Source organism: Homoserinimonas flava (genome assembly GCF_054969005.1).
Genome location: NZ_JBUEQS010000003.1, coordinates 189,135 through 209,764, shown reverse-complemented (window position 1 = coordinate 209,764; position 20,630 = coordinate 189,135). Strand labels below are relative to the sequence as shown.

At 64.3% G+C, this 20,630-nt stretch carries 20 protein-coding genes; 12 read left to right on the top strand and 8 right to left on the bottom strand.

From position 1 onward, the window contains the following. Positions 1-35: 35 nt before the first annotated feature. Together ACY48M_RS09770 and ACY48M_RS09765 are read left to right on the top strand one after the other, a co-directional pair. Positions 36-3,293 carry an efflux RND transporter permease subunit gene (locus ACY48M_RS09770; protein ID WP_462820094.1) on the top strand — a complete coding sequence of 1,086 codons (3,258 nt, stop codon included), beginning with the start codon at positions 36-38 and terminating at the stop codon, positions 3,291-3,293. 33 nt (positions 3,294-3,326) lie between these two features. Next, the gene (locus ACY48M_RS09765; RefSeq protein ID WP_462820093.1) at positions 3,327-3,467 is read left to right on the top strand and encodes a hypothetical protein; all 141 of its coding nucleotides are present in this window, start codon (positions 3,327-3,329) and stop codon (positions 3,465-3,467) included. A gap of 292 nt (positions 3,468-3,759) precedes the next feature. Here the strand turns inward: ACY48M_RS09765 and ACY48M_RS09760 are convergent, their stop codons facing one another. Further along, positions 3,760-5,148: an MFS transporter gene (locus ACY48M_RS09760; RefSeq protein ID WP_462820092.1), complete on the bottom strand. Its 1,389-nt coding sequence runs from the start codon at positions 5,146-5,148 to the stop codon at positions 3,760-3,762. Between the two features lie 92 nt (positions 5,149-5,240). Between ACY48M_RS09760 and ACY48M_RS09755 the strand changes: the two genes are divergently transcribed. The 6 genes from ACY48M_RS09755 (at position 5,241) to ACY48M_RS09730 (ending at position 7,967) form a co-directional block, all read left to right on the top strand. Next, on the top strand, positions 5,241-5,387 hold the full coding sequence (locus ACY48M_RS09755) for a hypothetical protein (protein ID WP_462820091.1): 147 nt from the start codon (positions 5,241-5,243) through the stop codon (positions 5,385-5,387). Next, the gene (locus ACY48M_RS09750; RefSeq protein WP_462820090.1) at positions 5,384-6,205 is read left to right on the top strand and encodes an IclR family transcriptional regulator; all 822 of its coding nucleotides are present in this window, start codon (positions 5,384-5,386) and stop codon (positions 6,203-6,205) included. Before ACY48M_RS09755 ends, ACY48M_RS09750 begins: the two co-directional genes overlap by 4 nt. Beyond that, positions 6,202-6,972, top strand: coding sequence for an SDR family NAD(P)-dependent oxidoreductase (locus ACY48M_RS09745; protein ID WP_462820089.1), 771 nt, complete (start codon positions 6,202-6,204; stop codon positions 6,970-6,972). Before ACY48M_RS09750 ends, ACY48M_RS09745 begins: the two co-directional genes overlap by 4 nt. A 26-nt stretch (positions 6,973-6,998) precedes the next feature. Beyond that, a complete protein-coding gene (locus ACY48M_RS09740) occupies positions 6,999-7,289 on the top strand; it encodes a Dabb family protein (RefSeq protein ID WP_462820088.1) in 291 nt (96 codons plus the stop codon). A 10-nt stretch (positions 7,290-7,299) separates the two neighbouring features. After that, the gene (locus tag ACY48M_RS09735) at positions 7,300-7,635 is read left to right on the top strand and encodes an FAD-dependent oxidoreductase (RefSeq protein WP_462820087.1); all 336 of its coding nucleotides are present in this window, start codon (positions 7,300-7,302) and stop codon (positions 7,633-7,635) included. A gap of 131 nt (positions 7,636-7,766) precedes the next feature. Next, positions 7,767-7,967: a hypothetical protein gene (locus tag ACY48M_RS09730; RefSeq protein ID WP_462820086.1), complete on the top strand. Its 201-nt coding sequence runs from the start codon at positions 7,767-7,769 to the stop codon at positions 7,965-7,967. A gap of 45 nt (positions 7,968-8,012) precedes the next feature. Here ACY48M_RS09730 and ACY48M_RS09725 read toward each other — a convergent pair whose 3' ends face one another. From ACY48M_RS09725 to ACY48M_RS09715, 3 genes are all read right to left on the bottom strand, one after another. Further along, positions 8,013-9,458, bottom strand: a complete 1,446-nt coding sequence (locus ACY48M_RS09725; RefSeq protein ID WP_462820085.1) for an L-lactate permease — start codon at positions 9,456-9,458, stop codon at positions 8,013-8,015. Continuing rightward, complete coding sequence (locus ACY48M_RS09720; RefSeq protein ID WP_462820084.1) at positions 9,458-10,429, bottom strand: LacI family DNA-binding transcriptional regulator; 972 nt, start codon at positions 10,427-10,429, stop codon at positions 9,458-9,460. Before ACY48M_RS09720 ends, ACY48M_RS09725 begins: the two co-directional genes overlap by 1 nt. A gap of 81 nt (positions 10,430-10,510) precedes the next feature. Continuing rightward, positions 10,511-12,301, bottom strand: a complete 1,791-nt coding sequence (locus tag ACY48M_RS09715) for a TIM barrel protein (RefSeq protein WP_462820083.1) — start codon at positions 12,299-12,301, stop codon at positions 10,511-10,513. Between the two features lie 312 nt (positions 12,302-12,613). On the opposite strand from ACY48M_RS09715, the gene ACY48M_RS09710 reads away from it, so the two are divergent. The 4 genes from ACY48M_RS09710 to ACY48M_RS09695 all read left to right on the top strand — a co-directional run bounded on the left by ACY48M_RS09710 (position 12,614) and on the right by ACY48M_RS09695 (position 17,845). Further along, positions 12,614-14,761, top strand: a complete 2,148-nt coding sequence (locus tag ACY48M_RS09710; RefSeq protein WP_462820082.1) for a DEAD/DEAH box helicase — start codon at positions 12,614-12,616, stop codon at positions 14,759-14,761. Between the two features lie 293 nt (positions 14,762-15,054). Next, the gene (locus ACY48M_RS09705; RefSeq protein ID WP_462820081.1) at positions 15,055-15,624 is read left to right on the top strand and encodes a TRAP transporter small permease; all 570 of its coding nucleotides are present in this window, start codon (positions 15,055-15,057) and stop codon (positions 15,622-15,624) included. Between the two features lie 2 nt (positions 15,625-15,626). Further along, positions 15,627-16,907, top strand: a complete 1,281-nt coding sequence (locus ACY48M_RS09700) for a TRAP transporter large permease (RefSeq protein WP_462820080.1) — start codon at positions 15,627-15,629, stop codon at positions 16,905-16,907. A gap of 65 nt (positions 16,908-16,972) precedes the next feature. Further along, the gene (locus ACY48M_RS09695; protein WP_462820079.1) at positions 16,973-17,845 is read left to right on the top strand and encodes a shikimate dehydrogenase; all 873 of its coding nucleotides are present in this window, start codon (positions 16,973-16,975) and stop codon (positions 17,843-17,845) included. Between the two features lie 223 nt (positions 17,846-18,068). Here ACY48M_RS09695 and ACY48M_RS09690 read toward each other — a convergent pair whose 3' ends face one another. The 4 genes from ACY48M_RS09690 to ACY48M_RS09675 are packed head-to-tail and all read right to left on the bottom strand — an operon-like array spanning position 18,069 to position 20,618. Next, the gene (locus tag ACY48M_RS09690) at positions 18,069-18,368 is read right to left on the bottom strand and encodes a helix-turn-helix domain-containing protein (RefSeq protein ID WP_462820540.1); all 300 of its coding nucleotides are present in this window, start codon (positions 18,366-18,368) and stop codon (positions 18,069-18,071) included. A gap of 41 nt (positions 18,369-18,409) precedes the next feature. Further along, entirely contained in the window at positions 18,410-19,249 is an 840-nt protein-coding gene (locus tag ACY48M_RS09685; protein ID WP_462820078.1) for a sugar phosphate isomerase/epimerase family protein, read from the bottom strand. Then, positions 19,246-20,220 (bottom strand): VOC family protein, encoded by a 975-nt coding sequence (locus tag ACY48M_RS09680; protein ID WP_462820077.1) that lies wholly within the window; start codon positions 20,218-20,220, stop codon positions 19,246-19,248. Before ACY48M_RS09680 ends, ACY48M_RS09685 begins: the two co-directional genes overlap by 4 nt. Then, positions 20,217-20,618 (bottom strand): carboxymuconolactone decarboxylase family protein, encoded by a 402-nt coding sequence (locus ACY48M_RS09675; protein ID WP_462820076.1) that lies wholly within the window; start codon positions 20,616-20,618, stop codon positions 20,217-20,219. Before ACY48M_RS09675 ends, ACY48M_RS09680 begins: the two co-directional genes overlap by 4 nt. Between the last annotated feature and the right edge of the window lie 12 nt (positions 20,619-20,630).

Genomic DNA, 20,630 nt, shown 5'->3' with positions numbered 1-20,630 from the left:
ATAGGGTTGATCCCCCCGCCATCTTTGGAGTGCCAGTGCACCTGCTTTCCGTTTTCAGCCTGCGCAACCGGGCGTTGATTGCGTTGGTCACGATCGTTGTCGCGCTCTTCGGCTCGATCGCCCTCACGAGCCTCAAGCAGGAGCTCATCCCCTCGGTGTCGTTCCCCCAGCTCGTCGTCGTGACGGCGTACCCCGGCGCCGCACCGGAGGTGGTCAACGAAGACGTCAGCACCCCCATCGAGACCGCGATTCAGGGCGTCGCCGGCCTCGAAGGCACCACCGCGACATCCCGCACCAATATCTCGACCGTTTCGGCCTCGTTTGAGTACGGCACTGACCTGGCGACCGCCGAACAGAAGGTCACGCAGGCGATCAACCGCATCTCGTCTACCCTTCCGGAGGATATTGACCCGCAGGTCATCACCGGATCGATCGACGATCTGCCCGTCATTCAGATCGCGGTGACGAGTGACCGTGACATTCGTGACCTCAGCGCGGCGCTTGAGGTCTCAACGCTCACCGACATCCAGGGGCTCGACGGTGTGCGCGAGGCGAGCCTGCTCGGCACGGTCGGTCAGCGCCTTGTCATCACCCCAGACCGCGCGGCGCTTGCGGCGGCCGGCGCAACGAACGCCGACATCACCGATGCGCTTGAGGCCAACGGCGCCCTCCTCCCCGCCGGTGAAATCACTGAAGACGCATCGACGCTCTCGGTGCAGGCGGGGTCTCGCCTCGAATCGGTCGACGCGATCGCGGCCCTGCCGTTGTCGGGCGTGCTGACGGATGCCGGCACTGTCGTCACGATCGCCGATGTCGCCGAGGTGGAGGTCACGGATGACCCGGTGGAGGGCATCTCGCGGGTCAACGGCGAACCATCACTCACGATCGCGGTGACGAAGACCCCCGCAGGCAACACCGTCGCGGTGTCGAACGCGGTGCAAGACCTCATTCCCGAACTCGAGCGTGCCCTCGGCGAGAACACCGAGTTCACGGTCGTGTACGACCAGGCGCCCTACATCGAGCAGTCGATCGAGAGTCTTGCGACCGAAGGCACACTCGGCCTCATCTTCGCCGTCATCGTCATCCTGGTGTTCCTGCTGTCGATTCGCTCGACACTTGTCACGGCCATCTCGATCCCCGCCTCCGTGCTCATCACCTTCATCGGCATGCAGGCCGCCGGCTACACCCTCAACATCATCACGCTCGGTGCGCTCACGATCTCGGTGGGTCGGGTGGTCGACGACTCGATTGTCGTCATCGAGAACATCAAACGACACCTGAGTCTCGGCGAGAACAAGCTCGAGGCCATCCAGTCCGGTGTCAAGGAGGTCGCCGTTGCCGTGACCTCGGCGACGGTCACGACGGTCGCGGTGTTCTTGCCCCTCGCGCTCGTTGGTGACATCACGGGCGAACTGTTCCGCCCGTTCGCGCTCACCGTGACGATCGCCCTCGCCGCATCGCTCTTCGTGTCGCTCACGATCGTGCCGGTGCTTGCCTACTGGTTCCTCGGCGACGCGAAGCCTGCCACGGCGAAGCGTACGAAGAAGGGGACGGTCGCCGAAGCGGATGCTGCGCCGTCAGCCGAATACGTCGACACGAGCACCGCGATCCTGCAGTTGCAGAACCCTGGCGTGCCGGTGCCGACACGTCGAGCCAGGCGTGAGGCGGCGGAGGCTGCCGCGGCGGCCGAGGCCCAGCGCCGGGACGCGCCGAACGCGCTGCAGCGCGGCTACCTCCCGATCCTTCAGTTCACCCTCAAGCGCCCGGCGGTCACGATCGGTGCCGCCCTGCTCGTGCTGCTGTTGACGGGCGCGATGCTGCCGTTCATGAAGACGAACTTCATCGGCGATAGCGGGCAGAACACGCTCACCGTCTCGCAGCAGCTCCCGCTCGGGTCGAGCCTTGAAGCGCAGGATGCTGCTGCCGCCCAGGTCGAGGAGGTGCTCCGTGACATCGAGGGCATCGAGACGGTGCAGCTTTCGCTCGGGTCGTCTGGAGGCTCGATCCTCTCGGCCTTCAGCGGCAGCGATGGGGCGTCGTTCTCTATCACGACCGACGCCGACGCAGACCAGGAGACGTTGCAGGCCGACGTGCGGGCCGCCCTCGCCGAGCTCGACGATGTCGGGGAGGTCTCGCTCGCGGCAGCTGATTCCGGCTTCGCATCGAGCGACATCACGGTCGACATCCAGGCGCCAGACCAGACCACCCTCGCGGAGGCGGCCGACGCGGTGCTCGCCGAGGTGCGCGAGTTGGATGTCACGGCAGAGGCCTCGAGCAACCTCTCGGTCGCCCAGCCCTACATCGGCATCATCGTCGATCGTGAGGCGGCGGCCGAGCGTGGGCTCAGCGAGATCGCGGTCGGCGGCATTGTGTCGCAGGCGATGCTCCCGAGCGCTGTCGGCTCGGTCGTCATCAACGAGACGACCATGTCGATCTATATCGCGAACAATGCTGCGCCGACAACGCTCGAGGAGCTGCGCGACTTCCGCATCCCCACCGCGACCGGCACTGTCGCGCTCTCCCAGGTGGCGACCGTCGAGGAGGTCGATGGCCCCGCGAGCATCACGACGATTCAGGGTGTGCGCTCGGCGAGCATCAGCATCACGCCCAATGGCGATGATGTCGGCACCGCATCATCTGAAGTGCAGTCGGCGGTCGATGCCCTTGACCTCCCGGCCGGTGCGAGCGCAGAACTCGGTGGCGTCACCGCCCAGCAGGGCGACGCGTTCGAACAGCTCGGGCTCGCCCTCCTCGTGGCGATCCTCATCGTGTATGTCGTGATGGTGGCGACGTTCAAGAGCCTGCGACAGCCACTGCTGCTGCTCATCTCGGTGCCGTTTGCCGCGACCGGTGCCATCGCCCTGCAGGTCGCCACTGGCATCCCGCTCGGGGTTCCCTCGCTCATCGGCGTGCTCATGCTCATCGGCATTGTTGTGACGAATGCCATCGTGCTCGTCGACCTGGTGAACCAGTACCGGGTGCGCGGGATGCGAGCCTACGACGCGGTCGTGCAGGGTGCGAGCCGCAGGCTCCGGCCGATTCTTATGACGGCGCTCGCGACGATATTTGCGCTCCTGCCGCTCGGTATCGGGCTCACGGGTCACGGCGGGTTCATCTCGCAGCCGCTCGCGATTGTGGTCATCGGCGGCCTCGTCTCGTCGACCGTGCTCACGCTCATCGTGCTGCCGTCGCTCTACTACCTCGTCGAGGGTGCGAAGGAGCGGCGCGAAGAGAAGCGGGCCGCCGAGGCGATCGCGCACGCCGATACGCGTGAGGTGCCGACGACACCCTGAGCATCGGGTCGACAGTGCGAGCTGGGCGGCGGAGTGCTCCTCGATCGCGGCGTCTATGCGAGGGCACTCGCAGCCGATTTCCTAGGGCTGCCGGGCGAGTGGCATGCGGTGATCATTCCGACGGCCTCGGGAGTCGACGGCCAGGCCTCGATCGTGCTCGGCTTCGATCGCTGATGCCGCAGGAGCACACCGTTGCGGTGCTGGCGGTCGTCATTGACCTCGAGGTCATCGGCAGACCGGCCAGCGATGTTGGGGCGCTTTTGCGCGAGGCTCGCGACCTCGACCACTCAGAGTTTGGCCGGGGGCTGCGTCACGACCTGCTGGTGCTCCACTCGACAGGGTCGTGCAGCTCGGCGCTGGGGATCCAGGAACCGCAGTCGCTCATGCCCTGCTCTCCGCCGGTGCGCGCGCTCACCTTCTCAAACTCATCGCCGAGGGCTGCTGACACGGCCGTTGGCGTCCAGGATCACCGGGTCGTGTTGCTGACATGTCGCGCGGCATCGCCGGGCAGTCGCAGCGCACCGATCAACGGCAACAGCAGCAGCGCGGCCATTGCGGCGAAGGTCACGATGTATGCCGTGCGTTCGTCAGCGACGACGGCACCCGTGAGGCGGAGGGTTGCGGCTCCGACCGCGATTCCGAGTGCACTCGAGACCTGTGCGAGCATGGCTGAGAGACTGTTGGCCGAGCCGATATCGCTGCGTGCGACATCCGCGAACTGTATTGAGTTGTATGCAGTGAAGCCCACCGATCGCATGGCTCCGCTCACGACAGAGACTCCCCAGATCAGGCCGATCGTCCACTCCGGCGTGAAGGTGGCGAAGAGCGTGACCGTTGCGAAGAGCCCGGAGACGGAGCCGAGAATGAGCGTGCGGAACCCCAGTCGGCGCAGCAGCCAGGTGGTGAAGGGCTTCGCTCCGATGTTGCCGAGAAAGAGCGCCGTGATGACGAGGCCGGAGTCGACGGCGCTCCAGCCAAACGAGTCCTGGAAGAGCAGAGGGAGCAAGAACGGCACGGAGCTCGCGACCATGCGAAAGACGAAGCCGCCCGAATTGGTGACCCTGAAGGTGGGAAGCGCAAAGACACGCAAGTTGAGCAGTGGATGCCGCGCGCGCAGCATCCACGCGATGCCGGCGCCTCCCGCCGCGATCGCAACGACCAGAGCCACGGCAGACAGGAGCGACTCGCCGATGGCGACGAGCTCAATGGCCGCCATGATACTGAGCAGGGCGACCGTGGTGAGGGCGAGGCCGATGCCATCGAGGGAGCGGGGCTCACGGTCGGTGTCGCGAACCATGATGAGGCCGGCGATGAGGGCCGCGATGCCGATGGGTACGTTGATGATGAAGATCCAGTGCCAGCTGGCAATGTCGGTGATGATCCCGCCCAACACAGGAGCCAGCACCGGTGCTATCAGGGCAGGCCACGTGATGAGGGCGATAGCTCTCACCATTCCGGTGTGGTCTGTGGCGCGGAGCACGACAAGTCTGCCCACGGGCACCATGAGACCACCGGCGAATCCTTGCAGCAAGCGCCCGAGCAGCAACCAGGTCAGGGTATCGCTGGTGGCGCAGAGCACCGAGGCGAGCACGAAAAGCGCGATGGAGCTGCAGAAGACGACCCTCGCTCCGAGGCGTGCGGCAAGCCAGCCCCCGAAGGGAATGGCGCATGCGACGGCGACGAGATACCCGGACATCGTGATGTTGATGTCGGCAGAGTTGACGCCGAGATCTGCGGCGATCGCAGGGGCCGCCGTGACGAGGATGGTGCCGTCGAGGTGCTCCATGAACAGGGTGAGGGCTACGAGCAGTGGAACGCCACGTTGGCCGGGGCGGGGAGCGTGTTTGCTCGACATCAGGTCCTCCCTGGTGGCATTTCTGGAACGGCGTTCCAAAACGATGCTAGCCTGCTGGCACCGGTCCCAAGCCACATGGAAAGGTGACATCGATGTCGACCACTGCCACAATCGACTGCGTGAATGCAGGACTTGCGGCCTTGCTCGAGAAGCCTGCCGCTCCCAGTCTTGTGGAGGCATTCCGCCTCAAGTTTGCGGTCGAGGCATCCACCGTCCGCCTCCTTGTGGGGCAACGATGAGCTCGGCACTGCCCCGCGCCCTTGCTGTCATGGAATTGCTCATCGGCAAGCCCGAAGGAATGGCGCTCGGCGATATCGCAGAGACACTCGAGTTGCCGAAGAGCGCAACCCACCGCGTGCTCTCTGAGCTCGTCGAGGTGGGCTATGTCACCCAGGAGGGGCTCCAGGGCGACTACGCCCTTGGTCTCCTGATCGTTTCGCAGGCGCTGCGCCACCTTGCGCACATCCCATTGGTCGATCTGGCGAAGCCACTCCTCGACGGACTGGCCGCGCGGTCAGGGGAACTGGCGCGTCTCAGCATTCCCGATCGCGGCGACCTGATCTGGGTGGCGAAGGCGCAGGGGGCTCGGTCCGGCCTTCGATACGACCCCGATGCGGGGCGTGCAATCAAGCTCGCCCGGACCTCGAGTGGCATGGCATGGCTCTCGACCATGGCAGAATCCGAGGCGGCTGCGCGCATCGAGGCGCAGGGCTTTAACGACCTCGACCAGTACGGCCCCAACGGCCCCAACGATCTTGAATCTGCATTGGAGGAGCTGGCGCGCGTGCGCGAGCTGGGGTACAGCTACACCGACTCGACCTTCGAATTGGGCACGTCCACGATCGCCGTGCCGATTCACCCATCAGGGCGGAGCGCGGTAGGAGTGTTGAGCGTCGGAGGTCCGAGCGTGCGTCTCACCTACGACCACGCGATGTCATTGGTGCCCGACTTGCTGGAGACGGCCGCGCAGTTGGCGCTCCTCGGCGGCTCCACATCGCAGGTCGCATTCGAGACCGGGTCAGTCAACGGTGCATCCCCCTCGGGAGGCAACGCATGAGCACGGTGACACTGATTACGGGAGCTGCCGGCGGTATCGGTCAAGCGGTAGCTCGGAGAATCGCAGGTGACCGACCTGGGCACACCGCGAAACTTGCTCTCGTCGGCCGCACGACGCAGAGCCTGCAGCCACTCGCTGACGACCTGCGTGCGCAGGGTGCTGAAGTGCTCCAGATTGCAGCCGATCTCGAGTCGGTTGACGGCCCCGCTCGCGCGGTCGAGGAGGCCGTGACCTACTTTGGCAGGCTTGACGGTGTCGTCAGCAATGCGGGGATCATGGGCGGATCGCGACTCACCGACGTGAGTGTCGAAGACTACGACCGTGCCTTTGCCGTCAACACTCGCGCAACCTTCATCCTCGGCAAAGCGGCATATCCGCATCTCGTTGCCTCACGCGGCTCGCTCGTGGCAACCGCGTCGATGGCCGGCAGTAGCCCCGCGCCATTCGGCCCCTACAGTGCGACGAAGGCTGCTCTTCTCATGCTGCTCCAGCTCTTCGCACGTGAGTGGGGCCCAGACGGGGTTCGCGTCAACGCGGTGTCGCCAGGAATGATCATGACCCCCATGTCGCCGGCAGCGCACAACCCAGAGCTTCGCGCAAGCAGGGAGGGCCGCATTCCTCTCAGGAGAATGGGAACGCCCGAAGATATCGCCGACGTCGTCTCCTTTCTCCTGAGCGACGATGCTCGCTATATCACCGGCGAGAACATCGCAGTCGACGGTGGAGTTCGGGGCAACTACATTCCCGGCGTCGTCGGTATCTCCTGACTCGTCTCGCCTCGAAAGGATCCGGCATGATCAGGCACGTCGCCATATTCACATTTGTTCCAGAGTTCACTGAAGAGCAGCGTGACGAGTGGATTGCACTCATCCATGACCTCCCCAATCACATTCCAGAGATCCGCTCGATGAGCGGCGGAAAAGATGTGGTGCACGGGCCAAATTCACGAGAACTCGCTGTCGTCGTTGATTTTGACACCCTTGAAGACCTCCAGACCTACAGCACCCACCCTGCTCACCAGAAGGTGCTCGATATCTCTGCATCGGTGAAGACGTCGCTCAGCGTCGTCGACTTCGAGTTGTAGGTCGCCCAGGATGTCGAAAAAGAACCATCCCCCGCATGTGCTCGCAGACGTCGAGCCAGACGCTGAATACGATGTCGTCGTTGTCGGAGCAGGGGTCGGCGGACTTGCAGCCGCGCTCTTTGCTCACCTGCGAGGCGTGCGCGTCTCGCTCGTCGAAAAGACGGCGCTCGTGGGGGGCACGACGTCGTACACTGCGGGAACACTGTGGGTTCCAGGAACGAGCATCGCTTTGGATGCGGGTGGCCCGCGTGACGACCGAGCGGTCGCCGAGCGCTACCTCGATGAGGCCGTCGGCGACCGATCCCGTCATCGAGCCCATCGCCTACCTCCCGCTCGACTCCTATGACGCGGCAATCAACATCGCCCTCGCGGCGGGGTGCGCCGTGGAGGTCGACGGACTCCACGCGCTAAGGACAGGGCTCGATCTGGCACTGGGGCGATGACCGCCCGGCGGAGGCGCGGCCGCACGACGACGACATGGTGATCGAGTCCCGGCTGAACCGGCTTCTGCCGGGCACGGGCGACTCGCCCTTGCGCGCACTGCTGAGCGCGGTCGGCCCCGATGTGCCTATTGCGGTGGAGGTACCGAATCTGGAGCTGCAGCGGGTGCACAGCACAGCGTCATACCTCAAGCTCCTGCACGACCACGCCAGCGGGTTCCTCGCCGACGCTGTCTAAGCGGCCGGGACAGGCCGACTCCTGCTCCGTGGGCTCATCGCCCACTCAGAACGAGGCGGTTGCCAGCAGCAGGGTCAGCGGTGCCAGCAGCACCATCACCGAGGCGCTGGCTATCAACACCGTCACGATGACCCTGGCAGCATTCGCCGCTGAGTCTGTAGGCCGGCGAAGGCCATCGGCGACGCTGATCGCGAGCGCGATTCTTGACGGAGCGGTCATCACGGAGGCGCCCGTGGCGACATTCTGCGCTCCCAGCGCGATAGCAGGGTTGACCCCGAGTGCTTTGGCCGCTTCAGCGACCCCGCCCGCGAACATGGCAGCGGTTGCGGTGTTCGAGGAGGTGACGTAGCCGCCAACGAACCCGACAAGCGGCACGACAAGGAGAAAACCCGTGCCGAGCATGGCGGCGGCCTGCGCGAGGGTCGTCGTCATGCCGTTGGCCGAGAGCACTCCACCGAAGGTGATGAAGAGCACGGTGATGGTGGTGACGGGCCAGAACAGCTTCAGGGCACGCCGGGCACTGATCGCGGCATCCCGTCGGTCCATGCCGAGCAGGAGTGGGGCGGATGCGGCACAGAGGAGGAGCCACAGTGCGGGGCTGCTCAACACTTCGCCCGTTGATCCGAGATCGAAGACGGCGTGGAGTGCGGTCGTGATGAGCAGCCCGCCGACGAGAAGCATGTAGGGCACCAGCGACGCAATGGTGTCGCGTCCCATGCTGGGTATCGGCGCTCGCAGTCTCGCCAGAAGCAGCACGAAGATGATCGCCGCGAGTGAGGCGAGCACGCCGGCGAGAGGGATGCCGAGCCATGCGTTGGCCGCGACGAGTGCACCCCACATGACAAGCACCGTGGTGAGGGTCTCGCAGGCCATGCGCCAGGCGCCGCGAGCACCCATCCCCACGATGGAGATGGCGATTCCTAATACGAGGAGTGCGGGAAGGTTGAGGATGGCGCTCCAGACCCCGAGCTCTCGCACGTCGACGCCCCCGATCTCCGCCATGACGATGATGCCGGGGGAGAGCGATCCCCACGGTGCTAGGACCAGCGCGAGAAGGCCGAGTGTTGCCGCTCTGGTGGCATCAAGGCCGATGCGCATGAAGAGGGGCACGCCGATAATTACGCCGACACCCCAGCCGATGACGCTCTCGGCAAGCGGGGTGATGCCGAGACCGAGCAGGAGCACAGCGCGGTCGCGCCCGTGGGTGGCGGTGGCAAGCCAGGCGCCGATCTTCTCCTGTGCGCCAGAGACCGCGAGGAACTCGGCGAGTGTGATGCCGCCAAAGATGATGAGAATGACAGTGATCGTGACCGGCAGCAGTGAGTGGACGCCGTCGACCACAGCATCGGGAGTGAGGGGGAATCGAAAGGCTAGGGCGAGGGTGACGGCAATGACGATGAGGATGGCGGGGATCGGCTTCATCCGCAGCGCCAGCAGGGTCGCGACGAGCACGATGGGGAGCGCCGCGAGGGCGACATCGAGGGCGACCATCAGGCGGGCGCCGTCGATTGCCGCAGCACGAGACCTGCCTCGACTCTGTGCTTGGTGCCGGACTCGCCTCCGGCGATGAGCGCGAGCAGGGTGTCGGCGGCGAGGCGACCGGCATGATCTGCCGCGCCACCGACCGTCGTCAGGGCGGGGTGGCAGTAGTTCGCGGCGAAGGAGTCATCAAATCCGATGACGCTGATCTCGCCGGGCACGTCGATGCCGCGCATCCTGAACCTATTCATGAGGCCGATCGCGATCTCGTCGTTGAATGCCACCACGGCGGTTGGGGAGTGGGCGAGGGCGGCCTCTGCCGCCACCGCACCCTGTGCGAGGCTTGGCAGGTAGGGGCCGATCCGCGCGAGGGTGATGTCGGATGCCCTGGCCGCGCGCGTGAGTCCAGCCCAGCGCTGGTGCTCTGCCCAGGAGTGATGGGGGCCTGCCGCGTAGACGATGCTCTTGTGGCCGAGGGCGACGAGGTGCTCGATGACCTGGTGCGTGCCGGCATCCGTATCGATGACGACGCTGCTCACACTGTCGACTTCGCGGTTGAAGAGCACGAGAGGCATAGAGGAGCCGAATGCGCGGATGTCGTCATCGCTGAGGTGGCGTGCCGCGACGATGAACCCGTCTCCGCGGGCGACATTGCTGCGCAACTGAGCATGCTCGAGGTCTGCTGATTCTTCTGTGATGCAGAGCGTCATGGCGCTTCCGGAGTTGCGGAGCTGGCGTTCGATGCCGGTCGTGACTCCGGCGAGGTAGGGGTTGGTGATGTTCTGCATCACCACGACGACGTTCTTGCTATGGTCTCGGGTGGCCGATCGCCGATAGCCGAGACGCTGCGCCGCCTCAAGCACGACGGTGACCGTTCCGGGGCTCACGCGGTCGGGGTCGGTGAAGACCCGTGAGACGGTCGAAACTGCGACACCGGTGGCGGCAGCGATGTCGTGCAGTCGCACTCGTGGCGTGTCAGGCATGGCGTTTTTCCCCGCGAATCAGTCTCGCTGCAACATTACCGCAAAACTTGCAGTGCGGAGCCGGGGGTATTGATCAGCTCGCTACGCTGGGCGCTCCTCGGCGAAATGTTGGGCGGCCAGACGGATCGGCGCACTGTCGGCTCCGTAGCCGTCGTAGCCGCCCCGACGTTCGACAATCTCGAGGAACACGCCACCGATGGTTGGCGAATAGACGTGGATGAACTCGCCGTCGCTGTCTCGGTCGTAGAAAAGCCCGAGCTCCCGAAGCTCAACGAGCAGTGTCTCGTCGAGACCGAAGCGGGCTGCGAGGTCGTCGTAGTAGTTGCTGGGGATGCGCAGAAAGGGCATCCCGGCAGCACGAGCCCGCCGCGCGACAGCGATGACGTCGTCGCAGCGCACCGCAATATGCCGGGTCGGTAGTGGCGCTGTTGGCGGCGCCATGTTGATGGGCACGCGGACGACGCCATCGTGCGTGCGCATGACCTGGCTTCGCACAAGGCCGGTGGGGCTGGGCACGTCGGCCGCCGATTCGGTCGAGAGCGAGAGCACGCTGCTTGCGAACAGTACGGCTTCGTCGAACTCTTGCCAGCGGTAGCCGAGGTTGACGTGGTCGATTGTGCCGTCGATGGTGGCCTCATCGGGGCTGCCGCCGTCGAACTCGATGATCCACGAGTTCTCGGCGGGCCGGTCGTTCCAGTACACCTCGGTGCCGTCGGGTGCCGCGACGGCGCGAAGCTCCTGCTCGCCCGCATAGGTGCGACGGAACACGCTCGGTGAGCCGAGCGCGAGCGCGCGGTCGGCGGCGGCGGTGGCATCCGCAACTTCGAGCCCGATGCTTGCGAGCCTCGGCTGCTCGTGGCGAGCCTGCTCGTTGAGGATGATGCGGGCGTCGCCCGCCGTCCAGAGCCGCACGGGCTTGCTGCGGTGGCGACCGCGGAACGTGAAGCCGAGTTGCGCGAGCATTTCGTCGAAGTCGGTGAGGTCGGCACCGGCGATCTCGACGAAGTCGATGCCGTGCGCCTCCTGTGCTTCACCGAGGCGGCCGTCGGCCCAGCCGTTTTCAGCGGCGGTGCGGTCGGCAAGCCAGGTGAGCGATCGGCGCGCGTGGGCAGCGGTGCGCACAACATCCGTCTGGCGGAACGTGTCGTTAAAGACCTCGAGCGAGAGGGGGCCCGTATATCCGGCCCGCAGTACATGACCGAGAAACGCCGTCAGTGCGAAGTCACCTTCACCAGGAAAGAGCCGGTGGTGGCGGCTCCACGAGAGCACATCCATGTCGAGCGCCGGCGCATCGGCGAGTTGGAGAAAGAAGATCTTCTCGCCGTCGATCTGTTCGATGCCGGCGGGGTCGTGGCCACGAGAGAGAATGTGGAAGCTGTCGAGGCAGGTGCCGAGGTTGGGTCGATCGGCGAGCTGCACAATGCGCCACGCGTGACGGTAGTCAGAGATGTAGCGGCCCCAGGCGAGCGCTTCAAAGGCGAGGCGGATGCCCCGGCTCGCGGCCAGGTCGGCGAGCTGCCCGAGCTGCCGCGCGGCGAGAGCGTCATCGTCGATCGTCGCGGTTGCCGCGTTGCTGCAGACGAGCATGAGGTCGACGCCGAGCCGTTCCATCACATCAAACTTTGCCTCGGCGCGGCGGAGGGTGTCGGCGAAGATGGCGCCATCGACCCCTTCGACGTCGCGGAACGGCTGGTAGAGATCGATGCGCAGCCCAAGGCGATCGCACAGGGCACGGATTTCTTCCGGTGACTCGTAGGACGCGACGAGGTCGGCATCCATGATCTCGACGCCGTCGAAGCCTGCGGCGGCGCAGGCGTGCAGTTTTTCGACGAGGCTTCCGGAGAGGCAGACAGTCGCAATAGAGGTACGCATGCCAACAATGTATCCACCTAGCGCAGCGACGTTCGCAGGAAGCTCAGAATCTCGCCGCGCGGATCCTCACTATCGTCGCGTTTCTGCGGGCGATCGTGTAACGTAGCAAGGTCGGCTCTAGACATCGCGAGTTCTCGCGAATGGGTTTGTAAGTCTTTCGGGCCGGTCTCCGCATCATCAGCTACTCCCTGATGGCCGGCGGAGAAATCACGTATGTGAACGGTCCTGGCCAAAGATTGCCCGGGTTTCCTCAGTAGTGCAGCCAATTCTTGCTGTGCCCTGCCATGCACTTGTTACAACCCGGAAAGAACTATGCCTAAGAGCAACCCTGCGAAGAAATTCGACACCCCGCGCGGCACCGGCGGCCCTAAGTCCGGCAGCCGTAGCCCCAACCACCGCGGCTACAAGGCCGACAGCCCGGCGCCCAAGAAGCGGTGGACTGCGGATGATCGTGCCGTGCGCACTGGTGACCGCCGCCCCACCTCCGACGACCGCCGCCCCGACTGGACGCCCCGCGAGGAGCGCCCGGCCACCGGCCGTGCCCCCTACGGCGAGCGCACCAACCGCACCGAGCGCCCCTCCTATGGCGACCGCGCGGCGCGCACGGAGCGCCCCACCTACAACGACCGACCGGCCCGCACCGAGCGTCCCTCCTACGGCGACCGCCCGCAGCGATCATTCGATGATCGGCCCAAGCGCTCATTCGACGACCGAGCCCCGCGCACGGAGCGTCCCGCCTTTGGTGACCGTCCGGCGCGCACGGAGCGTCCCGCCTACGGTGACCGCCCGGCCCGCACGGAGCGTCCCGCCTACGGTGACCGCCCGGCCCGCACCGAGCGTCCCTCCTACGGCGACCGCCCGCAGCGATCATTCGATGATCGGCCCAAGCGCTCATTCGACGACCGAGCCCCGCGCACGGAGCGTCCCGCCTTTGGTGACCGTCCGGCGCGCACCGAGCGTCCCGCCTACGGTGACCGCCCAGCCCGCACGGAGCGTCCCGCCTACGGTGACCGCCCGGCCCGCACGGAGCGTCCGGCCTACAATGACCGTCCCCGCCCGGCCCGCACCGAGCGTCCGGCCTACAACGACCGTCCCCGCACGGAGCGCACCGAGCGTCCCGCCTACAACCGTGGCGAGCACCGCAGCGAGCGTCCGCAGCGCTCGTTCGACGAGCGGCCCCCGCGTCGCGAGAGCGACCTGTACCCGAGCCGCGACGGCAAGTTCGGCGCGCACGAGGATGTCGTTCTCGAGCGTCTCGAAGCAAAGGTTTTGACGGCCGGCGATGTTGAGGGCAAGACCTTCGGCGACCTCGGCCTCGGCGACAACATCACGCGACAGCTCGCCGCGATGGGTGCCGCAGCGCCGTTCCCGATCCAGGCCGCGACCATCCCCGATGTCCTCGCGGGCAGGGATGTGCTCGGCCGCGGCAAGACCGGCTCTGGCAAGACCATCGCTTTTGGCGCCCCCCTCGTGGAGCGCCTCATGGAGAACAACGGTGGCAAGAAGGTCGGACGCACCGAGGGGCGCAAGCCCCGCGCGCTCATCCTCGCCCCGACCCGTGAGCTGGCGATGCAGATCGACCGCACCGTGCAGCCCATCGCCCGCAGCGTCGGCATGCACACCACGACGATCGTCGGTGGTGTGCCGCAGCAGAAGCAGGTCATGACGCTCCGTCGCGGTGTTGATATTGTCATCGCGACCCCCGGCCGAGTCGAGGACCTCGTCGAGCAGGGCCGTCTCGACCTCAGTGAAGTTGTCATTACGGTGCTTGATGAGGCCGACCACATGTGCGACCTCGGGTTCCTCGAGCCAGTCCAGCGCATCCTCAAGGAGACGAAGAAGGGCGGCCAGAAGCTGCTGTTCTCCGCCACCCTCGATAAGGGTGTCGCCACCCTCGTCAACCAGTTTCTCGTGAACCCGTCAGTGCATGAGGTCGCCGGTGAAGACCAGGCCTCCAGCACGATCGACCACAAGGTGCTCCTCATCGAGCAGCGCGACAAGCGCGCCATCATCGAGCAGCTCGCCGGCGGCGACGGCAAGACCCTGGTCTTCGCCCGCACCCGCGCGTTTGCGGAAGAGCTCGCCGACATGCTCGACGATGCCGGCATCCCGGCCACGTCGCTCCACGGTGACCTCAACCAGTCGCGCCGCACGCGCAACCTTCAGATGCTCACGAGCGGTCGGGTCAACGTGTTGGTGGCGACGGATGTTGCGGCACGCGGCATCCACGTCGATGACATCTCGCTCGTGATCCAGGCCGACCCGCCGGAGGAGTACAAGACGTACCTCCACCGTTCGGGGCGCACGGGTCGCGCCGGCAAGCGCGGCACGGTAGTGACGCTCATCACGCGCACCCGACGTCGTCGTATGGACGAGCTGTTGGGTCGCGCCGAGATCGACGCGAGCACGCACACGGTCAACCCGGGTGACGAGTATCTCGACAGCCTGGCCGCCCTCTAGCGAACCCCACGAAGGCGCTCATCCCTCACGGGGTGGGCGCCTTCGTCGTCTCCTCAAAGCGCACTGGAGGGAACAAACACGGGCGATTCTGGCATTAGTCCCGCTGGGTGGGCCGCTATTACTTGCACGGCGTCATTTCTGATTCGATGTTCAGATCGCGCCGTGGTCAGCGATGACCGCGCGCGGCATCGATGTTCCGCACTTTGGCGGCGGTGGCAGAAACACCCGGAGATCCGGGTATCGCACCGACCAGAGCGCCATCCACGCGACAATACGCAAAGGAGCGAATTGCCTTGAGAGACAATCCAGATCACGTCGATCCGGAGCCGGTGAAGCGCAAGAATGAGTCCCGCATTCTTGTCTTGGCGTCCCGCGTCGACGACGGACTCTCCCGAGTGGAGATGACGCTTGCGGGGATCTTCATGCTTGCAATCTTTGTGGGAGTGCTGCATCAAGTGCTCGGGCGCTATGTCAACGAGCTCAACTGGGCGGGGTCTGGCGAGATTGCACGTTACGCACTCGTCGGCCTGACCTTCATTACGGTTGGCTATCTCATTGCCAAGAACGCCCACATCACTGTCGCGGTGATCGACAATCTCGTCAAAGGGCGCGGATTGACCGTCGTGCGCTTCGTCGCCGCACTGCTATTGGCCCTGATCTGCCTCGGCCTGGTGTGGGAAGCATGGGACCTCTTCAAGGACGGTTTCAGTCGAACGACGACCGTGCTGAGGATCCCGCTCGGCTACATGTTCCTGTTCCCGCTGATTGGCTTCGCCTCGGGTTTTCTGCGGGCCATCATCAAGATTCTGACTGCGCATCGTCCTGAGCAGGATGCAGTTACGTTCGACGAAGTGGAGGCCTGATCATGGCCATTGGCCTCATTGCACTGGCGATCCTTCTCCTTCTGTTCCTGCGCGTCCCCGTGGCCTTTGCGATCATGGGACCGTGCCTCGCATACTTCATGATCAGTGGCTACTCCACGGGGATGGCGCTCAAGGCCGTCTTTGATTCTGTGAACAGTTTCCCCCTTCTTGCGGTCCCGCTGTTCATCTTCGTCGGAGTGATCGCAAACAGGCTCGGCATCGCCGCGCGGCTGTTCGAGTTCGCACTCGCCGCACTGTCTCGTGTTCGAGGAAATCTTGCATACGTGAATGTCGCGACAAGTGTTGGCTTCGCGTGGATGAGCGGTTCCGCGCTTGCCGATGCCGCCGGTCTGGGCAAGGTGCAGGTTCCGGCTATGACGAGGGCAGGCTATCCGTTCCGATTCTCCGCCGGGCTCACAGCATCGTCGGCGCTCATCAGTCCGGTCATGCCGCCGAGCATCCCGGCGGTCATCTTCGCCGCGACGGCAACGGTGTCGACCGGCGCACTCTTCGCCGCTTCGGTCTTTCCTGCCGTGTTGATGGCGCTCGGCTTGTGCGTCTACATCTTCTTCTGGGTGCGTAAGCGCCCCGAGTTTGTGAGTCAGCCTTTCAGCGCCGCTCGACTGGGGCGAGCCTCACTGAGAGTCATCGGCCCGCTGGGCGCTCCGGTCATCATTCTCGGTGGAATCATCGGCGGGCTCTTCACGCCGACCGAAGCGGCTGGAATCGCCGGGCTCTATATGGTGATTCTCGGTCTGATTATGCGCACCATCACGTTTCGGATCCTTTGGGAAGCCACGAAGGAAACTGTGTTCCTTTGCGCGGGCATCATGATCATTATTGGCGCCGCCGGAATGTTGGGCCAGGTGCTCGCGCGCGAGCGCGTCGCCACCTTCGTAGCGGAGTGGATGACCAGCCTGACCGACAACCCGATCATCTTCTTGCTCCTCGTCAACGTGCTGCTCATCATTCTCGGCATGGTCGTCGATGCAACTGCGGTCATCTTGGTGACCGTGCCAGTGCTGTTGCCAGTCGCCGTGACGTTCGGAATCGATCCGATTCACTTCGGCGTGATCATGATCATCAACCTGATGATCGGGCTTTTGACGCCTCCGGTGGGCAGCGTGCTGTATGTGATGAGTTCTGTCACCGCAAAACCCGTCGAAGAGGTCTTCAAAGGTATTCTGCCGTTCCTCGTGCCGCTGGTATCGGTTCTTCTGATCCTCACGTTCTTCCCGGATATCACGATGATCCTGCCGAGGGCACTCGGGCTGAGCGGATAAGCCCAAATTGGGTTGCAAGCGTGCGGAACGTGTGGTCTTGGCACCGTATCGATGAGGGAGTAATTGTGAGCTTGACCACTGAAAGCCATCTCGTGGGTTTGATTGGTAGTGGTGTAACGCAGTCCCTGACTCCGCCCCTGCACGAGCAGGAGGCAGACCGCCTTGGAATCCGTTACCTGTACCGACCCATCGATCTTGACGCCATCGGCAGGACGGGGGATGACGCTGGGGACCTTTTGCGGTGGGGTCGAGATCTGGGATTCACGGCCTTCAACATCACGTTCCCCTGCAAGCAGACCGTGATCTCGGCGCTTGACGAATTGTCTGATGACGCGGAGCGGCTGGCTGCCGTCAACACGGTGGTGGTGCGGGATGGCCGGTTTGTCGGCCACAACACAGATCATTCGGGGTTCGCCTGGGGATTGAAAACAGGCCTTCCCCACGCGGACCTCTCGCGCGTCACCCAGCTCGGCTCGGGGGGTGCGGGTTCTGCGGTCGCCTATGCACTGCTCGGAGCCGGAGCGCAACAGCTGTGGGTGAGCGATATCGATTCGTCACGTGTGACCTCGTTGGTCGGCATCCTCCGCAGGCTCTTTCCCGATCGCGAGATCGAGGCGATCGGGCCTCACGACCTTCACCGGGTGTTGCCCGAGTCGCGGGGTTTGGTCAATGCCACTCCGATCGGGATGCATCACCACCCTGGCATTGCTCTTGATCCGTCGTTCATCCGTGGCGACCTGTGGGTGGCTGATGTCGTCTATCGTCCTATAGAGACGCAACTGGTTCGACTAGCCAAGGAGCGCGGATGCTCCGTGCTTGATGGCGGGTACATGGCAGTCGGCCAGGCGGTGGATACCTTTGAGTGCATTACGGGTGTCACACCGAGTGCGGAGCGTATGCGTGCCCATTTCGTAGATCTCGTGGCTCGCGGGCTTTGATTCACCCAGCTGAGGAATCTGAAGGCGGCTAGTCGCAGGCTCGCAGCAGATACTGCTTTGTCACCGACTTCGACGGGTCACAACGAGTCGCGGGGATGGAGCTGGTGCGCCATCTTCCAAACCATATTCCACCGGTGCGGGCGCTCAGCGTCGGCAGAGAGGTTCTCCAGAGGCCGGTCTCCCACGAGATTGCAATTGTTGCCAATTTCGATCGAGCGGTCTCTCACCCCGAGGCTTCAATCGGAGCCGGCGTGAAGAGGTCGTATAGCAGCCAAGCAGCGGCCTCCCCTCGATCGCGATTCAGACGGTAGCAACGAACCGGCCGAAACGACCAGGCCACTTTCATTACAGCGCTGTCAACGAGGCCGAGCCCCTCGAGTGTTCGCAAGTGGCTTCTCAGACCATTCGGTGAGTATCCGATCTCGGCGGAGAGCCTCGACGCGGAGATGTACTCCACATCCCTCAAAAACTGCAGGACCTCCAACCGCGCGGACGGGATACCGAGGCGGATTGCTAGTCGCATTGCATTGTCAGGTTCCAATTGCTGCCAGCCCATTCAGGTTTCTATACGGAGACGGCGTCGAGAATGCTACGTCCAGCGGCAGCGGCTCTCTTTGCTGCTTCTTCAATAGGCAGCGCAAGGAACTCGGGGTAACTCACTTCGACCATGTGGTTGCGGTTGAACCCGATTCTGTGGAGGGCTTCCACGATGGCGGCAGCGCCGAGTTCCCCATCGCCTGGAAGTCTTCGCGTGGTTCGTGCCTGTGCGAGAAAGTCTGAGTGCACTCTGGGGCCGTCGTTGAGTTGCACCCCTGCGACGTGACGAGGGTTGAGCGTCTCGATCCACTCGACGCCGCCGCCGGTATTGATGAGATGCCAAATGTCGACCATGATGCCGACCCCCATCGAGGCCGAGCGCCGCACCAGCTCGAGCGCGATTTCGTAGCTGCTGATGGCGGACCATGCAAATGCTTCGACCGCGATAGTCACGCCTGTGCCGTCGAGACCGTGGGCAATGCGTCGAAGGTTGTCAGCAGCGATGTCGATGTCGACGTCGCCGCCGGCGAACTCGCCACTCGTTAGGTGGAATCCACCCCATTCTGCCGCGAGTCGCCGCACGAGCGGAAGCCGCGCGAGCGCGTTAGTAGGGTCTGCCGTCGTGGCCCAACCGGAGAGGAACTCTACCTCGGTGACTGTCATCTGGTGACGTCGGATGACGTCAATGGCCTCGTCGATGAGTTCGGGAGACCCCTCCAGCTCGGCGAGGCGCACCCCGACAGAGTCGAAGCCGGCAGCTCGCGCTGCGGCGACGCGACGCTCAAAATCAAAGCGGGGGGGCGCGACGAATCCCGATCCGGAAAGAGTGACAAAGCTCGCTCCCAGGGCGACCCGTGAGGCCGTCATCCGGCGGTGAACGGCGGTGTCGCGTGGCTGTGGAAGGTTGGCGGAACCGGGGTTCCCCATGCCGTGCCGCGACCCCCCGCCTCCGTCGTCCAAGTCACGGTTTCGAAGTCGGGAGTGAAGATGTGAATCCCACCCGTGAAGATCTCGACGCGGTTGCCGCCTGGCTCGATGACGTAAAGAAAGAAGCCCTGCGTGCGGGAATGCTTGGCTGGTCCGAACTCAATCGCGGTGCCGAGTTCCATGAAAGTATCTGCGGCTCGAATCACGTCGAGGTGACTCTCGACTGCGTACGCGAGATGGTGCAGGCGACCGTCGGTGGGTGCAGGCTCTTTTGTGAGCGCGAGGTCATGTGCCTTGGTCATTACACTGAGCCAGGCTCCGACTTCTTCATCCCCAGCAGGCACGAGCCGCTCTCGGAGCTTGAACCCGAGGGTCTCTTGCTGGAAGGCCGATGCGGCCGCCACGTCTGGCACCAGCACGTTGATGTGGTCAATGTGGGCAGCGGCAGCCCCGTGAGGGATGAACTTTTGGGGCTGGTTGGGCAGGTACGGGAGTTCACTCGCGGGTGCGTGATACTTGTCTGTCTCGAAGTAGACCTCCTGCTGCTGCCCACCAACGCCCACATAGCTGTAGGCGAGTCCATGCCCGAGGTCCCCTTCGTGCCAGGTTCCGCTGATGCCGCGCTCCTCAAGGGCGCGCACGCGGCGGTCGAGCGCTTGAGGACTCGTTGTGCGCCATGCCATATGGCCGAGTCCGGGTTGCTCGGATGTCGTGAGTTTGAGTGAGGTGAGCACGTCATCGTTCCACGCGCGAAGGTAGACGGAGTCGATTGTCTCGGCGACGGCGTAGAGGCCGTAGACGTCAACGAAGAACTCGGCGCTCTTCTCAAGATCTGGGGTGAGGAGTTCGACGTGCCCGAGCTGGGCAACGTCGTAGACCGGCTCGGGGTAGTCGAAGGAGTTCTCGTTCACTCCGTTCCGCCTGACTCTTCGAGTTCTGCGATCTCGGCAAGAAATTTGGGAGCGTGGTTCGCAACGCTCACTCCACCGAACAGATAGGCAAGGTCGAGAGTTGCCTGGAGCTCTTCCCAACTTGCCCCGGCCCGGCGCGCGGCCAGGCCGTGCAGTTTGGTGGCATCTTTCAGCTGTACCGCAAGCACGGCGAACAGGATGAGTTGTGCAGTCTTGGGCTCGATGACGTCGTTGTAGCTCACGAGGTTGCGCACGTGCTCCTGCGCAATGAGGAGCTCCGGGTTCGTCTCGCTGAGGTGCTCGAAGCGGGCAGCGACTCGTGGTGGCACGAAGCCCATCAGCTCACGATACGTTTCACGGTAGCGGTCGATCTCTGATTGTTGTTCGGGGGTCGGCATATTCACTCCTGA